Genomic DNA, 15,455 nt, shown 5'->3' with positions numbered 1-15,455 from the left:
CGCGGGCAAGCGTCTTGGACAGCACGTCCCTACCGCGACAGGAGATCCCCGTGGATCAGAATCCCATGCGATCCGAAGCGTCCCCCGACGAGGACGTCTGGCGGGCCGGCTATGGCGTGATCGGCCATTCGAAAGAGACCGCAGAGCGCGCTCAGGCGCTGGCGGACCGGCTGGTCGGATGCGCATGCGTGCGCGACCGGGACGAGGTCTACCGTATTCTCGCCGCCGCCGATCGGCTGACGAGCGCCGCGATGTGGCTGGTCGCGCACATGACCTATGCGCAGGTGGTCGACCCCAGTGGCGCGCCGTTGCCCCCCGAGGCGTTCAAGGCCGCGCCCGACGGCCATACCGGCGGGTCGCTGAATATGGTTCCCGCCTATGTCGGCTATCTCGCGGCCAACGCCTTGACCGGCGCCACCCGCAGCTGGGTGATGGGCCAGGGCCATTGCGTGGCGGCGATCGAAGCGGTCAACGTCCTGGTCGGCAACCTGTCTCCCGCGCAAGTCGGGCGCTACGACCGCAGCGCCGAAGGGCTGAGCCGGCTCTCCGCCGACTTCTACAGCTACGCGCAAGCGTCCGACGGCGCCCCGGCCGCGCCGCTCGGGAGCCACGTGGGCCCGCACACCGCCGGCGGCGTGCTGGAGGGCGGCTACCTCGGGTTTGCAGAAGTGCAGTACGTGCACATGCCGCTCGCCGGCGAGCGTCTTGTCGCCTTCCTCAGCGACGGCGCGTTTGAGGAACAGCGCGGCGCCGACTGGTCGCCGCGCTGGTGGCGCGCCGAGGACAGCGGGACGGTTGTCCCAGTGATGATCCTCAACGGCCGTCGCATCGAGCAGCGGACGGAGATCGCCCAAGAAGGCGGCGCGGAATGGCTGCTTGATCATCTCCGGATGAGCGGCTTTTCGCCGTTCGAGATCGACGGCCGCGATCCGGCCGCGTTTGCTTGGGCGATCCTGGAGGGCGAACGAATGACGGACGACTTCGCCGCCGGCCAGCGGACCTATCCAGCGCCCCTGCCCTACGCGGTCGCGCACGCGCCCAAGGGTTTCGGATTTCCCGGCGCCGCGACGAACCGCGCGCACAATCTTCCGCTTTCCGGCAACCCGCGCACCGACCGCGCCGCGCGTGACGAGTTCAATGCGGGCGCGGCGGCGCTTTTCGTGCCGACCGAGGAGCTGGAGGTGGCGGTCGCCGCCTTCAGCCTCCACCACTCCCAGGGCCGGCCGCTCGAACGGGATCACCCGTTGGCGGTGCGGCGGCCGCCAGCGCCCGTGCTGCCGGAGCCCCGCTGGCTGGCCCCCCCAGGGCCGGCCAGCTCGGCGATGCAGGCCATCGACGACTACTTCGTCCGTCTAGTGGACGCCAACCCCGGTCTGCGTGTCCGGGTCGGCAACCCGGATGAGCTCCGCAGCAACCAGATGGGCGGCACGCTGGAGCGCCTGCGCCACCGGGTCAACCGGCCTGAGCCCGGGCAGCCGGAGTCGGTCACAGGCGGCGTCATCACCGCGCTCAACGAGGAAGCTGTCGCGGGCGCGGCCCTCGGCAACAAGGGCGGCCTCAACCTGATCGTCAGCTACGAGGCCTTCGCCATGAAGATGCTCGGGGCGGTGCGGCAGGAGATCATCTTCGCCCGCCGGCAGCGGGAGATCGGGCAGCCGCCCGGCTGGATCGGCATCCCCCTGATCGCCACCTCGCACACCTGGGAGAACGCCAAGAACGAGCAGTCCCACCAGGATCCCACCCTGGCCGAAGCTCTGCTGGGGGAGATGTCCGAGACCTCGCGGGTGCTGTTTCCCGTCGACGCCAACAGCGCGGTGGAAGCGCTGCGGGAGCTCTACCGCAATCGCGGCCAGATCGGCTGCCTGGTGGTTCCCAAACGACCGGTCCCGCTGGTGCTCACGGCCGAGCAGGCGCAAGCGGCCTTCCGGCAGGGCGCGATCCACCTCTTGGGCGAGCCTGATGCCTGCGACGTGCAGCTGGTTGCGATCGGGGCGTACCAGCTGCAGGAGGCGCTGAAGGCGGCCGAGCGGATGGTGGGCCGACGCGACACAGTCTGTGTCACCGCAATCCTCGAGCCCGGCCGGCTACGGGACCCACGTGACGACCTGGAAGCCGAGTTCGTCCTGGACGACGCGCAGCTTGAGGCGCTCTTCCCCCCGACGAAGCGGCGCATCCTGATCACCCACACACGGCCGGAGCCCATGCTCGGGCTCCTGCGCAGACTGGACAGCGGACGAAGCGCCACGCGCGCCCGCGGCTACATCAGCCGGGGCGGAACCTTGGACGTGCCGGGCATGCTGTTCGCGAACCGCTGCACCTGGGCGCACATCCTCGCGGACGTCGCCGACCTTCTGGGCGCGCCGCCGACCGATCTGCTGCAACCGGCGGAGCTCGAGGCCGTGCTCGGCGTCGGCGACCCGCGGGTGCTGCGCGCCTGACCGGTCGCAGCCTGACTGGAGAGTGATGATGAGCAACCCCCTGCAGGATCTCGCCCGCTTGGGCCAAGCTATCTGGCTCGACCGGCTGGACCGGCCGCTCTTGGAGAGCGGCGACCTTGCGCGGCTGATCGCCGAGGACGCCGTCACCGGGGTCACGACCAACCCCGCCATCTTCCAGCAGGCCTTCGCGGGCGACGCGGAGGACCGGCGCATCGCGGCGTTGCTCGAGACCGGCGACGCCGAGCCGGTGGCGCTCTATGAACAGCTTGCGGTCGCCGACGTTCAGCTCGCGGCCGATCTGCTGCGGCCGACCTACGACCGTTTGGGCGGCGGCGACGGCTATGTGAGCCTGGAGGTCTCGCCTCGGCTGGCGTTTGACGTGGACGCGACCATCAACGAGGCCCGGCGCCTGTGGCGGGCCGTCGATCGCCCGAACCTCATGATCAAGGTGCCCGGCACATCACCGGGGTTGTCGGCGGTGCGCCAGCTGATCGCCGAAGGGATCAACGTCAACGTGACCCTGCTGTTCAGCGTCGACCAGTACCTGGCCGCCGTCGCAGCCCACTTGGCGGGCCTTGAAGATCGGCTCCAGGCCGGCGGCGACCTGCAGGGCGTGCACGGGGTGGCCAGCGTCTTCGTCAGTCGAATCGACAGCCGCATCGATGCGGAAATCGACCGGCGGTTGAAAGTCTGCGAGGGCGATACGGCCGCCGCGCTGCGCCGCCTGCGCGGCAAGGTGGCGATCGCCAACGCCCGGATCGCCTACCGCCGCCACCTGGAAGTCCTGGAGCAACCGCGCTGGCAGGCGCTCGCCAAGGCCGGAGCCGCGCCGCAGCGGCTGCTGTGGGGCTCGACCGGCGTCAAAGATCCCGCCTATTCGGATGTGCTCTACGTCGAAAGCCTGATCGGCCCGGGAACGGTCGACACCATGCCGCTGCAGACGCTCGAGGCGTTTCGCGACCACGGCCAGGCGCACTCACGCCTGCTGGAACATCCGTCGGAATCCTATGACGTTCTGACGTCTGCCGACGCCTACGGGCTCAATGTCGACGCGGCCTGCAAGGCGCTGCTCCTTGACGGCGTCGAGCGCTTCACCGCCGCGTTCGACGGCCTCCTGCAAGCCCTCGCCGAGAAGCGCCGCCGGATCCTGGGCGCCCCGCAACCGCCGCCGTCCCCCGCTCAGGCCTCCGCCCCGGCCGGGCCGCATCTGGGGATGGTCGGCCTGGGTCGCATGGGTGCAAACATGGTCCGCCGGCTCCAAGGCCACGATCAAGCCTGCATCATCTACGACCAGGACCCGCAGAGGACGGCGATCCTCTCGGCCGAGGGCGCCCCTGCAGCAGAAAGCCTCTCCCATCTCGTCCAACAGCTGAGCGCGCCGCGCGTCGTCTGGCTCATGCTGCCCGCGGGCGCGCCCACCGAGACGACCATTGCTGAGCTCGCCAAGCTTCTCGCCCCCGGCGATGTCATCGTGGACGGGGGAAACGGCTACTACCGCGACGCCATCCGCCGCGGCTCACAGCTCGCCGCCAAAGGGTTTCGTTTCCTTGACGTGGGCGTGGCGGGCGGCCTGGCAGGGCTGTCGCGCGGCTATAGCCTGATGATTGGCGGCGAAGCGGCCGTGGTGGCGGAGCTGGACCCCGTCTTCCAAGCGCTGGCGCCCGGCGAGCCGCCAACGCCCGAAAGCCTGCCGCCGGCTGCGGGGCGGGATCCGCGGCCGGCGCGTGGCTACGTTCACGCCGGTCCGGTCGGCGCCGGGCATTTCGTGAAGATGGTCCACAACGGCATCGAGTACGGGCTGATGCAGGCCTTTGCAGAAGGCTTCAGTGTGCTGCGGGGTCGCGACTCCGACGCCCTGCCCGAGTCTGAACGATACGCGTTCGACCTCGCCGAAATCGCCCAGGCTTGGCGGCGCGGCAGCATCGTGTCCTCTGGGCTCCTCGACCTTGCCGCCGAAGTCTTGGCGCAAGATTCCGCACTAGACAGTTATGTCGGCGCGGTGAGCGACGGAGGCGAAGCGCGATGGCTGATCGGCGCTGCGCTTGACCAGGAAGAACCGATTCAGGTGCTCGCGGCGGCGCTCTACGCCCGGTTCCGCTCGCGGACGCCCCACACCTTTGGCGACAAACTGATTTCGGCGCTGAGGGCCGCATTCGGCGGGCATGTCGAGGCAGGGGATGCGGCGCTCTCCAGGACGGCGCGGGTCAGCGCTTCATGATCAAGCGCTCACCGGCCCCGGACTTCGACCGGCGATCTGGGTTGCGGGGCTTGTCCGTTCCCGCCGGCGGGCTGGCTGGGCGCGCTCGCGCCGCCAGACGCCTCTGCGCCGCAGCTGGCGTCGTGCTGGCGCTCGCCGCCTGCGAGCGCGCGGGCGGCGAGCGCCAGTCGAAGGTGGTCGATGGGATTCGCTTCGACCTGATCGTCGCAAGTCTGCCGTCCCAGCTCTCCGACGGCTTGGCGGACGCGAGGCCAGGGTCGGCGGCCGCCCGGCCCTTTCGCCTGCTCTTGAAGCCGTCCGATGCGCCGCCGGGCGATCAGCGACTGATCTTCAGCGACACGACCCCTGTCCACGGCGTTCCTCCACTGGCAGGTTTCACCTATAGGCTGAGGTAGGGCTGCGACATTTCCGATGACGTGTCTCAATGCAACCGGAGGCCCCTGTTCGGCAGCACGGACGGATGCCGTCGCGCCCACCGGCCGGAGCGGCCGCCGCTGCGGCCCGCTAGTCCGCCGTCCCGACGCGGATCGACTGAGAGGCTGCGCCTACGGCGCAAGCGCGGTTTTCTTACTGCAGGACAGCTAACAGGTGAGGCGCATAGCCGAAATCCGAGCCAGTCAGGATCTTTGGGCGACCAGCATGTTGCCCGAGGGGACGGTCGAACGTTGGATGGTCGAGACGGGCGCCACGGTGGCCCGCGGGGACGCCGTCATGGAGGTCCGCATCGAGGACGCGCTGCACGAGATCGTGGCGCCCGTCAGCGGCCGAGTGGTCGCATTGGCCGTTGTCGACGCCGTCATCGAGCCAGGATCTGTCCTCGGGGAGATTGCTGCGCCGGTGTGAGAGAGGGGTCTTACGGCGGCCGACACTGCGGAACCCGCAGCTCTGTCCTTTTGAGCTCCGGCGCACTCGCACGGTCGAATGCAACCGAACGCAGGGCGACTGATGGCGGCGGCTCCCGGAGACCGGCGGAGGAGTTCGGACTCGCGGCTGGTCTTCCGGTGACATCGCTCAAGACGTGCCAGATCAATGACTAAAGCCGGAGCAGCCATGACGGTCCAGACGAGCAGGTCCCTTCAGAATCCGCCCTCAACGCGATCACAGCTGCAGCGGCTGATGCGATTGGCCGAGGCGCAACCGCCGCTGCGGACAGCCGTCGTTCACCCGGTCGACGCGCTCTCGCTGGCGGGGGCGGTTGAGGCGGCGAGACGCGGTTTGATCGAACCTATCCTCGTCGGACCAACAGATCGCATCCGGGCGGCTGGACACGCCGCCGGTCTCGACCTCGGCGCGTACGCGCTGATCGACGCCACGCACAGCCATGAGGCTGCATCCAAGGCCTGCCAGCTCGCGGCGACCGGCGACGCCGCGGCGATCATGAAGGGGGCTTTGCACACCGAGGAATTGATGGAGGCCGTGGTCGACGCCGGCTCCGGCCTTCGGACCGACCGGCGGATGAGCCATGTCTTCGTGCTCGACGTCCCAAGCTATCCCCGGCCGCTGCTGGTGAGCGACGCGGCGCTGAACATCGCGCCGGATCTCGCCGCGAAGCGCGACATCGTGCAGAACGCCATCGACTGCGCCCATGCCATGGATCTGGCCGAGCCCCAGGTGGCCATCCTCTCGGCGATCGAAACGGTAAACCCGAAGATGGTCTCGACCGTCGATGCGGCGGCGCTCTGCAAGATGGCCGATCGGGGCCAGATCGTCGGCGGCAAACTCGATGGGCCCTTAGCCTTCGACAATGCGATCTCCCGGCAAGCGGCGAGGGCCAAGGGCATTGTTTCGAGCGTTGCGGGTCAAGCAGACATCCTCATCGTGCCGGACATTGAGTCTGGCAACATGCTGGCCAAACAGCTATTCTACCTCTCGAATGCGCAGTCCGCGGGGATCGTCATGGGCGCCCGCGTGCCGATCATGCTGACCAGCCGATCCGATCCCGAGGCTTCGCGTCTAGCGTCGTGCGCACTCGCCATCCTCGTCAGCCAGCACAAGCCTAGCAAGTATGTCCGATGAGGAGATCGGATTTTCCACCATGAACGCCGCCAGCTGCGGCCCCGTCCGCCGCGGCGCCTGCGCCGCATCTCCGGATGGCTCATCGCGCGACTATCGCGCACCGGCAGCCCGCCGCGACCTGACTTTCGCGCTTCTTAGATGCGAGACGGTCCATGACCCTGCACTTCGTTGGCGAGACCATCGACAAGCGCCGCGCACACGGCCTGGCGCAGAGCGGCGAGCACTTATCGCTCGTCCGCGGCGTCTATGCCGAGGCCGCCGCCGATGTCGACCATGCGTTGCTCGCGCATGCGGTGCGCAGCGCCCACCACCTCTATCCAGCCGCCTTATCTATTCTCCGCCAGCGCCCTTCTGCTCGCCCCACCGCGGAAGGCCAACTTTTCTCAGCGGCCGACGATAGCGTTCGCCTCCGATCGGCATCAGCTCGGCTTGAGCCAAGCTGCGAACATCGCCAATACCGCCACCGCCATGACGGCTGTGGCCGCGCCGCCAACCATCCGGAGCGGCAGCGGTAAGACAAACCCTCCCATCGTCTTCGGCCGGCTTGCCACGATCACCGTGATCGCCATGACCGGCGCCACCACCACGCCGTTCAGGACCGCGCTCCAATAGAGAAGCTTCATCGGCGGGACGGGGAGAAAATGCATGCCGACGCCCAGAGCGGTCGACAACGCCAAGGTGCTGTAGAACATCGCGGCGCGGGCAGGCTTGAGCGAAAGTCCCACCGGGCGGCCAAACGCCTCCGTCACGGCATAGGCGGAGGATCCCGCCAGAATCGGCACGGCGAGGAGCCCAGTACCGATAATCCCCGCCGCGAAGGCGAAGAAGGCGAAGGGGCCCGCGATCGGTCGCAGGGCTGTCGCCGCCTCGGCCGCTGTGCCGATGTCCCGCACGCCAGACGCGTGCAGCGTCGCGGCGGTAGTGACGATGACGAAGAGGCCGATGAGGTTGGAGAACCCAATCCCAATATAGGAATCCAGGCGAATGCGCCGCATTTCCGCGCCGCCATGCGCGGGGACCTGCCGCAACGCGGCGCCCCCGTTCGCGACGACGTCCTCGGCCTCCTCCGACGCCTGCCAGAAGAGCAGATAGGGCGAGAGCGTCGTCCCCAGCACCGCCACCACGGCCATCAGATAGTCAGGCGTCCAGCTGATCTTGGGCAGCAGCGTCCCGACCAGCACCGCGCCCCACGGGACCTGCAAGCTGAAAGCCGCCCCCACATAAAAGAAGAGCGACAGCGTGAGCCATTTCAGCAGCCGCACGTAGGGCTTGTAGGGGAGCAAGATCTGGGCCCCAGCGCAAAAAGCGCCGAACAGCACCACGTAAAGGTGGCCTGGCCCGCCGACGATGAGGGCGGTCGCCTCGCCCATCGCGCCGAGGTCCGCACCCAGGTTGATCGTGTTTGCGATGAGCAGCAGGCTTACCATCAGCACCAGCACCGGCCGCGGAAACGCGCCGCGCAGACTGGCGGCGAGGCCCTGCCCGGTCACCCGCCCAATACGCGCGCTGATCTCCTGCATGCTGGCCAGCAGCAGGAAGGTGAACGGCATCGTCCAGGTGAGCCCGAAGCCGAACTGGGCCCCGGCCTGAGAGTAGGTGGCGAGCCCGCCGGGATCGTCATCGGCAGCGCCTGTGACAAGGCCAGGGCCCAGCGCGCGCACCGTCGTGGCCGCGCGTCCAAGTCGTTCTTTCAAGGCCATGCTGGCTGCCGCCGCCCCTGCTCCGATGCCACAGACGCGCCGGGCGGCGCAGCCTCCTGAGTCAAAAGGCGATCGTGAGGAGGCACGTCCCGCGCCTCGGCGCGCCCGCACCCTCGCGGCCGCCATCAACCTACCTCGGCCGTCTCGCGAAGTCCGCCTTGGGCGTCCTAGTTCACGACCTGATACCCGGCCGTCTCGATCGCCGATCTGAGCGTCGCCGCGTCGCGTCCTGTGTGGATGGCTCCCGCGTTGCAAGGCTCGATTTGATGTTTTGGCGGCTGGGTCGGGTGCAGTCTTGTGTCCGGCCTGTTGATGCAGTCGTTTCAAGGACTGCTGGCCCTGATGGTGTCCGCAAGCTGGGTCCCACTCTGCTTTGCAGGCTTCGACGCCTTGGACACTACGCGGGGTGTCCCAGCTCCCGGTCTGACCGGTTCGCCATCACTTCACATCGCGCTCGCAACCTCCGGAAGCTGGTCGTCGACGATCAGCTAATCTGTCAGGCGGTCACGCCCTGAGGCGCGCGGTAGACGCCGCCGCGGGCCATGATCGACCAGGCGACACGGGCGGTGCGATTGGCCGCGGCCACCGTCACCACGCGAGCGGGTTTGCGCGCCAGCATCGCAGCGATGCGCGGGTCGACCGAGTCCGGTCTTGTTCGTGCACGGCGCACGAGCGAGGTCATGCCGACGACCAGCAGGCGTCTCAGATATCGATCGCCCATCCGTGAGATCCTCCCCATCCGCTCCTTGCCGCCGCTGGAGTTCTGCAGCGGTGTTAGGCCAAGCGAGGCCGCAAACTGCCGCCCGGAGCGGAAGCGGCTGGCGTCGGTGACTGAGGCGGCAAGCGCCGTGGCCGAGATCAGGCCGACGCCAGGGATGGTGCTGAGGCGCTGAGACAGCTCGTTTGTCCGATGCCAGGTCAGCAGCTCCTTCTCCAGCGCCGTGAGACGGACCTGCAGATCGCCGATCTGGCCCGCCAGGCCGGTGATGACTCGCGCCGCCAGCTCGGGCACGTCCGGCGCAGCGCCTTGAGCAACCCGTGCGGCTAGGTCGAGGGCATGATGCAGGCCGCGCGCCATCTCGATCCCAAACTCAGCCAGGAGGCCGCGGATCATGTTGACCAGCTGGGTGCGCTGCTTGACCAGCAGATCTCGGGTCCGGTGCAGCGCCAGGGCCGCCTGCTGCTGCTCGGACTTGATCGCCACGAACCGCATCGTCGGCCGCGTCACCGCCTCGCAGATCGCCTCGGCGTCGTTGGCGTCGGTCTTGCCGCGCTTCACGTAGGGTTTCACGTAAGCCGGCGGCATCAGCCGCACCTCGTGGCCGAGCCGCCTCAGCTCGCGCGCCCAATGGTGCGACGTGCCGCAGGCCTCGATCCCCACCAGGCAGGGCGGCGCGGTCTTGAAGAACGGCAGAACCTGGGCTCGTCGAAGAGCTTTGCGGACGATGACCTTCCCCTCGGCGTCAACCGCGTGAACCTGAAAAACGCTCTTGGCGAGATCCAGGCCGATCGTTGTAATCTCCATCTGGGTGGCTCCCTTCGCTCGTGGTTGTTCGACAACTTCCACAAGTCTGGCACTCAGATGCCGTGAGCGGGAGCCATCCACCCCATCTGCTTTGCACGTGCACCTGGCCGCCCTTGAGATCCACGTCCACGGCGGCGCCAGGGTCCACCCTGGCGATCGCCCGCTTGATGGCCGCGGCGCAGCCGCCGCAGGTCATGCCCTTCACTTTCAGCGTCGTCATCATCAACTCCAGCGCTAGATGCTTGCGTCGTTTGATGAGGAGACGCCGGCGGGCCGTTTGGATTACGGCTCGGGCGCTGGAGGAGCGACGCCATGCCCGTTGATCAGGTGCGCGCGCGCTGGACCGGGCGTGGTCGCCACGAGGGCCACCTCCGCTGATCCGATCCTCGGCGCTTAGTGGCTCATCAAGCTGGCGACGGGGGAATGGCGAATGAGGTGCTCGGTGACCCCGCCGAACGCCCACTCGCGAGCGCGCGAATGGCCGTAAGCCCCGGCGACCACGAGCTGGGCCCCGAAGCCCTGCGCGGCGCGGACGAGGCGGCTGCCGACGTCATCGCCGTCATCCGAGACCCGGTCGATTACGGCCGCCACGCCGTGGCGGCCCAGATAGTCCGAGATCCGTCCCAGCGAAGCATCAGGCTCAGCATCGTCACCCCCCTCTCCGGCCGCGGCGACGATGACCTTTTCAGCCTGCTGCAGAAGCGGCAGGGCGTCCGCAACCGCCCGCCGCGCCTCGCGGGTGTCCTTCCAGGCGACCATGAGGGTGCGAGTGTCCAGGCGATCGAGCTCGGGCGGCGCAACCAAGACCGGCCGGCCCGACAGCAGCAGCAGGTCGGCGGCGCCGCTGCCGCGGTTGAAGCCGAAGTCGTCGCCGGAGCGCCGGCCCGCGATCACCAGATCCGCGCGGCATGCCTCCTGAGTGATGGCCGAAAGCGTCGGCCCCCTGAGCGACAGCCATTCGGCCTGCAGCCCGCCGGTCGCCGCGCGGAAGTGCCGCTCCGCTGTCTGGAGGTCCGCCTCCACGAGCGACTGTTGGCTCTCGATGAGCTCGCCGGCGATGTAACCCGCCTCACCGATCGCGCCGAAGTAATTGCCCGAGATCGTCTCTGCAGCCACGCCAAGCAGGACGGCGTTGCAGTCGCGCGCCAGGTGCGCGGCGAGATTGACGCGGCGTTCACAGGAATCCGTCGCGTCAGCGACAACCATGATAGCCTTGTAGGTCAATTCAGCCTCCCGTCTCTCGGTCCTGCAAACAAGACGCCCCGAGGGAGGGTGCATTACAGCCTTCGCCGAACCCGGCGTTGCGGTGCGCCAAGACCCGGCGGGCCGCCGCGCTTCACCTCGCCCCGTAATGAACGCAAGGACCCGCGCGTCCTAGAATGCGATCTGACCCGATCGGTCGAGGAGACCCGCTGCCATGAACGAAGAAGTCGCCAAAGCTGAAGAGAATGTCGCCGTCGCTGTGTTTGACGGCCACGCCCAGGCCGAGGACGCCGTCCGAAAGCTGGGGCAGTCGGGATTTCCGCTGGAGCAGCTGACGATCGTCGGCAAGGGCTACCATTCCGACGAGAAGGTGATCGGCTTCTACAACATCGGCGACCGCATCAAGCTCTGGGGGAAGAACGGCGCCTTCTGGGGCGCGCTCTGGGGCCTGTTCGTCGGCGGCGTGCTGATGACCGTTCCCCTGATCGGGCCGGTTGTCGTGCTGGGTCATCTTGGGGCCATGCTCGTCGGCGCGGCCGAAGGCGCGCTGCTCGGGGGCGGCCTCAGCGCGCTCGCGGGCGCCTTGGTGAGCATCGGTATCCCGAAAGACACCGTCTTGCGCTACGAAGAGGCGATCAAAGCCGATCGCTTCCTGGTCATGGCGCACGGCGCTCCGGAGGAGATCAAGCGCGCCCAGGCGCTGCTGCAGGCGGCGGGGCCCGCAGAGCTGCACGTGCACGAACACACCTGCGCTCATCACGCCGGCCACGCCGCGCGCGAACGCGCCGAGGCCGTCGCTGCGCCCGGCTCGGCATCAACCCGGTGAGAGAGGGCGTCAGGATGTCCGAACTGCCGTCCTCTGCGGGCGCTGCGGTCTCGGCGCGCTACGAGAGTCTCGTCCTGCATGTCGCTTCGCGCGGCGCGGCCGAGGTTCTGAGCGTCGCCGCCGATCTGGCCCGTCGCTTCCACGCGCGGCTCATCGGCGTAGGCGCCGAACGCTTCAACCTTCCGCCGGTCTGGGACGCCGATGGCGGCTTCGCCTATGGCCAAATGGCCGACGACCTCGAACGTCAGGTGACCGCTGACCTGTTGCTCGCGCGGGTGGCGTTCGAACAAGCCAGCGCCGGCCTCGAGGCTGAGTGGCGCCCGGCTCACGACGAGCCGGGGCGCGCGGTGACACGCGCCGCGCGGGACGCTGATCTCATCGTCGTGGCCGCGCCGGATCGACGCGGCGCGGATGGCGAACAACGGCCGGACGCGGCCGATCTTGTCCTGGGAAGCGGGCGGCCCGTGTTGCTGACCCCGCCTGCGGTCATTCGGCTCGAGGCGCGCCGCATCGTGGTGGGCTGGAAGGACACCCGCGAGGCGCGGCGGGCGGTCAGCGACGCGCTGCCGCTGCTGCAGCTCGCCGAGGAGGTGCTCGTCCAGAGCGTCTGCGAGGACGACGGTTCACGCGCAGCGGCGCACGACGACGCGGCCGCTGTAGCTGCAAACCTGCGCCGGCGCGGCGTCGAGGCCCGGGCGGAGGTGGCGGTGACGGATGCGCCGCCCGCGGAGCAGCTGGACATCGCGGCCGCGGCGCTCGGAGCCGACCTCATCGTCACCGGCGCTTACGGGCACAGCCGTCGCGCAGAATGGGCGTTCGGCGGCGTGACCCGCGATCTCCTCCACGCGCCGCAGCGCTTCGTCCTGCTGAGCCACTAAGCGCTTGCGGTCCGCAGCATGAGCCTCGAGGAGCCGCCATGACGTCGCCAAGCGAAGATCCTCCAGCGCCCGGTTTCGACTCGCAAGACGAGAGCGAGGCGGCCAAGGCCGCGGATGCGGCGGTTCGGCGCGAACTCGTCGAGTGTCACCGGGATTTTCTCGCCTTCCTGCGTCGGCGTCTCGGCAGTCCCCACGACGCCGAGGACGTGCTGCAGGAGTTCATCGCGCGCGCCCTGGAGCGGTCGAAGGATCTCAGGGACATCCAGTCGGTCCGGGGCTGGCTCAGCCGGATCCTCGCGACGACGCTGGTGGATCATCACCGGCGCGCCGCGCGCCGAAAAGACTCGCCGCGCGATCCTGCGGACCTCGAGGAGCTTGCCGTCGCGCCCGACGTCGAAGTGGATACCGCCGTCTGCTTCTGCCTCTACCGTTTGCTGCCGACTCTTAAAGCCGAATACAGCGAGCTGATCTGGCGGATCGATCTGCTCGGCGAACCGCGCGATCGCGTCGCAGTGACGCTCGGATTGACGCTCAACAACGTCAACGTGCGGCTCCATCGCGGGCGGCGGACGCTGCGCCTGCGGCTCGAGGAGATCTGCCTCACCTGTCCGCAACACGGCTTTCTCGACTGCCAGTGCGAAGAGGGTGAACATATCCGCCAGATCCGCGCGCGGCGCACGGCGGCGGGCTGAGCCCTTGGGAGCCGGCATGGTGGAGCCTTCGGCGTTTCGCACCCATGAGGTCTTCAATCAGCCGCCGCCGCTCGAGGGCTACAATCTGTTCAGCTCGGATGCGGCGCTCATCGAGGCGGTGCGCCGCGAAGGGGCGGACTGGGCGTTGGACGACCTGACCGCCTATGGCGAACAACTCGGGACGGCGGAAACACTGCAGCATGGGGCGCTCGCCAATCGCGACCCGCCGCGCCTGCACGCCTTCGATCGCTTCGGCCGCCGGATCGACTGGGTCGAGCACCACCCGGCCTACCACGCCTTGATGGGCATGCAGGTCGCGCAAGGGATCCACGCCTCGCCCTGGTCGGAGCCCAAACCCGGCGCGCACGTCCACCGGGCGGCCGGCCTCTACATGAGCGGCCAAGTGGAAGCGGGGACGAGCTGCCCAATCTCGATGACCTACGCCGCCGCGCCGGTGCTCGCCCAGGCCGGCGCGTCCGTTCGCGCCTTGCTGCCGAAGCTCTATTCGCGCCGCTACGATCCGGCGCACCGCCCCGTCGCCGAGAAGTCGGGGGCGCTGATCGGGATGGGGATGACTGAGAAGCAGGGCGGCTCGGACGTGCGCGCCAACACCACCCGCGCCGCGCCGCTCGCCAGCGGAGCGCCCGGCGAGGCCTACCGCATCGTCGGCCACAAGTGGTTCATGTCGGCGCCGATGTGCGACGCCTTCCTTATCCTCGCCCAGGCGCCAGGCGGCCTCTCCTGCTTCTTCGTGCCCCGCTGGACACCCGACGGCGATCTCAATGCGCTCCGGTTTCAGCGTCTGAAGGACAAGCTCGGAAACCGATCGAACGCCTCGGCGGAGGTTGAATTCGAGGGCGCGCTCGGCTGGCTGGTGGGCGACGAGGGCCGCGGGGTGGCCACCATCCTGGAGATGGTCGGCTACACCCGCCTGGACAATGTCCTGGGCTCTGCGGGCGTGCAGCGCCAGGCGCTCGCTCAAGCGCTCCATCACGCCCGCCACCGCACCGCCTTCCAGAAGCGACTGGTCGATCAGCCGCTGATGACCAACGTCCTGGCCGACCTCGCTCTCGAGGTCGAGGCCGCCACCGCGCTGGCCTTCCGCCTGGCGCGCGCCTTCGACGCCCGGGAGGATGAACCCGAGACGCTGCTGCGCCGGCTGGTGACGCCGGCGGCGAAGTTCTGGGTCTGCAAGCGCGGCCCGATCCTGGCCGCGGAGGCGCTCGAGGTGCTGGGCGGGGCTGGTTACATCGAGGACAGCGGCATGCCGCGCCTCTATCGGGAGCTTCCCGTCTATTCGATCTGGGAAGGCTCCGGAAACGTGGTGTGCCTGGACGTGCTCCGCGCCCTCCAACGCGAGCCACGATGCCTGGAGGCGGTGGCCGCCGAACTCGCGCCGCTGGCCGGCGTCGATCGCCGGCTGGACGCGCAGATCGAGGTGGTGCTCTCTGCGCCCCGGCAAGGTCTTGGCGAAGGGGATCTGCGGCGTTACTGCCGCGACCTCGTCGTCACGGTCCAGGCCGCTCTGCTGGCGCGCCACGCCCCTCCGATCATCTCCGACGCCTTCCTGGCCACGCGAGTGGGCGGCGAACGCGGCGCCTTTGGCTTGCTACCTGCGGGGCTCGACCTGCACGGGATCGTGGATCGCGCGGGCGATGGGCTCACCTGAGCGCGCCGCGAGAATGGCCGGGCGGCCGCCAGGCACTTGGCCCTGCGCGGGCTGGCGGCAGGCCAGACCCTCGGCGCCTTCGTCCGCACGACGCGATTGGCTTCGATGACATAAGCAAGTTCGTCACCCGGACAGGGTGCGCGATGGTCGACTGGGCCTTGCTCGTCAGCCGGTCGTAACCATCGGGGGCTCTTCCGGAGGAAAGAACACTCTCCTCCGCCCGAAGCGCCACCCCGCCTCGGGCGTGAACCCGTGAAGCTGGCCGGGTACATGGAGCTCCGTGCTTACTG

13 protein-coding genes are annotated in these 15,455 nt (G+C 68.8%); 9 read left to right on the top strand and 4 right to left on the bottom strand.

The genetic code is table 11. From position 1 onward, the window contains the following. Positions 1–65 precede the first annotated feature (65 nt). From PHZ_RS20550 to PHZ_RS20530, 5 genes are all read left to right on the top strand, one after another. Entirely contained in the window at positions 66–2,438 is a 2,373-nt protein-coding gene (locus PHZ_RS20550; protein WP_012520427.1) for a phosphoketolase family protein, read from the top strand. A gap of 28 nt (positions 2,439–2,466) precedes the next feature. Next, the gene (gene gnd, locus PHZ_RS23725) at positions 2,467–4,656 is read left to right on the top strand and encodes a phosphogluconate dehydrogenase (NAD(+)-dependent, decarboxylating) (protein WP_012520426.1); all 2,190 of its coding nucleotides are present in this window, start codon (positions 2,467–2,469) and stop codon (positions 4,654–4,656) included. Positions 4,657–4,778: 122 nt separating this feature from the next. Further along, positions 4,779–5,051 (top strand): hypothetical protein, encoded by a 273-nt coding sequence (locus tag PHZ_RS20540; RefSeq protein WP_148217039.1) that lies wholly within the window; start codon positions 4,779–4,781, stop codon positions 5,049–5,051. Between the two features lie 244 nt (positions 5,052–5,295). Continuing rightward, positions 5,296–5,499 carry a biotin/lipoyl-containing protein gene (locus PHZ_RS20535; protein WP_236611927.1) on the top strand — a complete coding sequence of 68 codons (204 nt, stop codon included), beginning with the start codon at positions 5,296–5,298 and terminating at the stop codon, positions 5,497–5,499. Positions 5,500–5,706: 207 nt separating this feature from the next. After that, a complete protein-coding gene (locus PHZ_RS20530; protein WP_012520424.1) occupies positions 5,707–6,672 on the top strand; it encodes a bifunctional enoyl-CoA hydratase/phosphate acetyltransferase in 966 nt (321 codons plus the stop codon). 419 nt (positions 6,673–7,091) lie between these two features. Here PHZ_RS20530 and PHZ_RS20525 read toward each other — a convergent pair whose 3' ends face one another. From PHZ_RS20525 to PHZ_RS20515, 4 genes are all read right to left on the bottom strand, one after another. After that, positions 7,092–8,372, bottom strand: coding sequence for an NRAMP family divalent metal transporter (locus PHZ_RS20525; RefSeq protein ID WP_041374499.1), 1,281 nt, complete (start codon positions 8,370–8,372; stop codon positions 7,092–7,094). A gap of 496 nt (positions 8,373–8,868) precedes the next feature. After that, positions 8,869–9,897 carry an IS110 family RNA-guided transposase gene (locus tag PHZ_RS20520; RefSeq protein WP_012520421.1) on the bottom strand — a complete coding sequence of 343 codons (1,029 nt, stop codon included), beginning with the start codon at positions 9,895–9,897 and terminating at the stop codon, positions 8,869–8,871. Beyond that, positions 9,836–10,093, bottom strand: coding sequence for a cation transporter (locus tag PHZ_RS22315; RefSeq protein WP_236611950.1), 258 nt, complete (start codon positions 10,091–10,093; stop codon positions 9,836–9,838). Before PHZ_RS22315 ends, PHZ_RS20520 begins: the two co-directional genes overlap by 62 nt. Before the next feature lie 197 nt (positions 10,094–10,290). Further along, on the bottom strand, positions 10,291–11,121 hold the full coding sequence (locus tag PHZ_RS20515) for a universal stress protein (RefSeq protein ID WP_012520420.1): 831 nt from the start codon (positions 11,119–11,121) through the stop codon (positions 10,291–10,293). Between the two features lie 193 nt (positions 11,122–11,314). Between PHZ_RS20515 and PHZ_RS20510 the strand changes: the two genes are divergently transcribed. Genes PHZ_RS20510 through PHZ_RS20495 form a run of 4 tightly spaced genes read left to right on the top strand, consistent with a single transcriptional unit; the run spans position 11,315 to position 15,165 of the window. Then, positions 11,315–11,926, top strand: coding sequence for a general stress protein (locus PHZ_RS20510; protein WP_012520419.1), 612 nt, complete (start codon positions 11,315–11,317; stop codon positions 11,924–11,926). 14 nt (positions 11,927–11,940) lie between these two features. Next, a complete protein-coding gene (locus tag PHZ_RS20505; protein WP_012520418.1) occupies positions 11,941–12,804 on the top strand; it encodes a universal stress protein in 864 nt (287 codons plus the stop codon). 38 nt (positions 12,805–12,842) lie between these two features. Continuing rightward, positions 12,843–13,496, top strand: coding sequence for an RNA polymerase sigma factor (locus PHZ_RS20500; protein WP_012520417.1), 654 nt, complete (start codon positions 12,843–12,845; stop codon positions 13,494–13,496). 16 nt (positions 13,497–13,512) lie between these two features. After that, entirely contained in the window at positions 13,513–15,165 is a 1,653-nt protein-coding gene (locus PHZ_RS20495) for an isovaleryl-CoA dehydrogenase (protein ID WP_012520416.1), read from the top strand. Positions 15,166–15,455 lie beyond the last annotated feature (290 nt).

The sequence above is a fragment of the Phenylobacterium zucineum HLK1 genome, assembly GCF_000017265.1.
Classification (GTDB): Bacteria; Pseudomonadota; Alphaproteobacteria; order Caulobacterales; family Caulobacteraceae; genus Phenylobacterium; species Phenylobacterium zucineum.
Note: the sequence above shows the minus strand (reverse complement) of the source record. Positions and strands in the feature narration are given on the sequence as shown.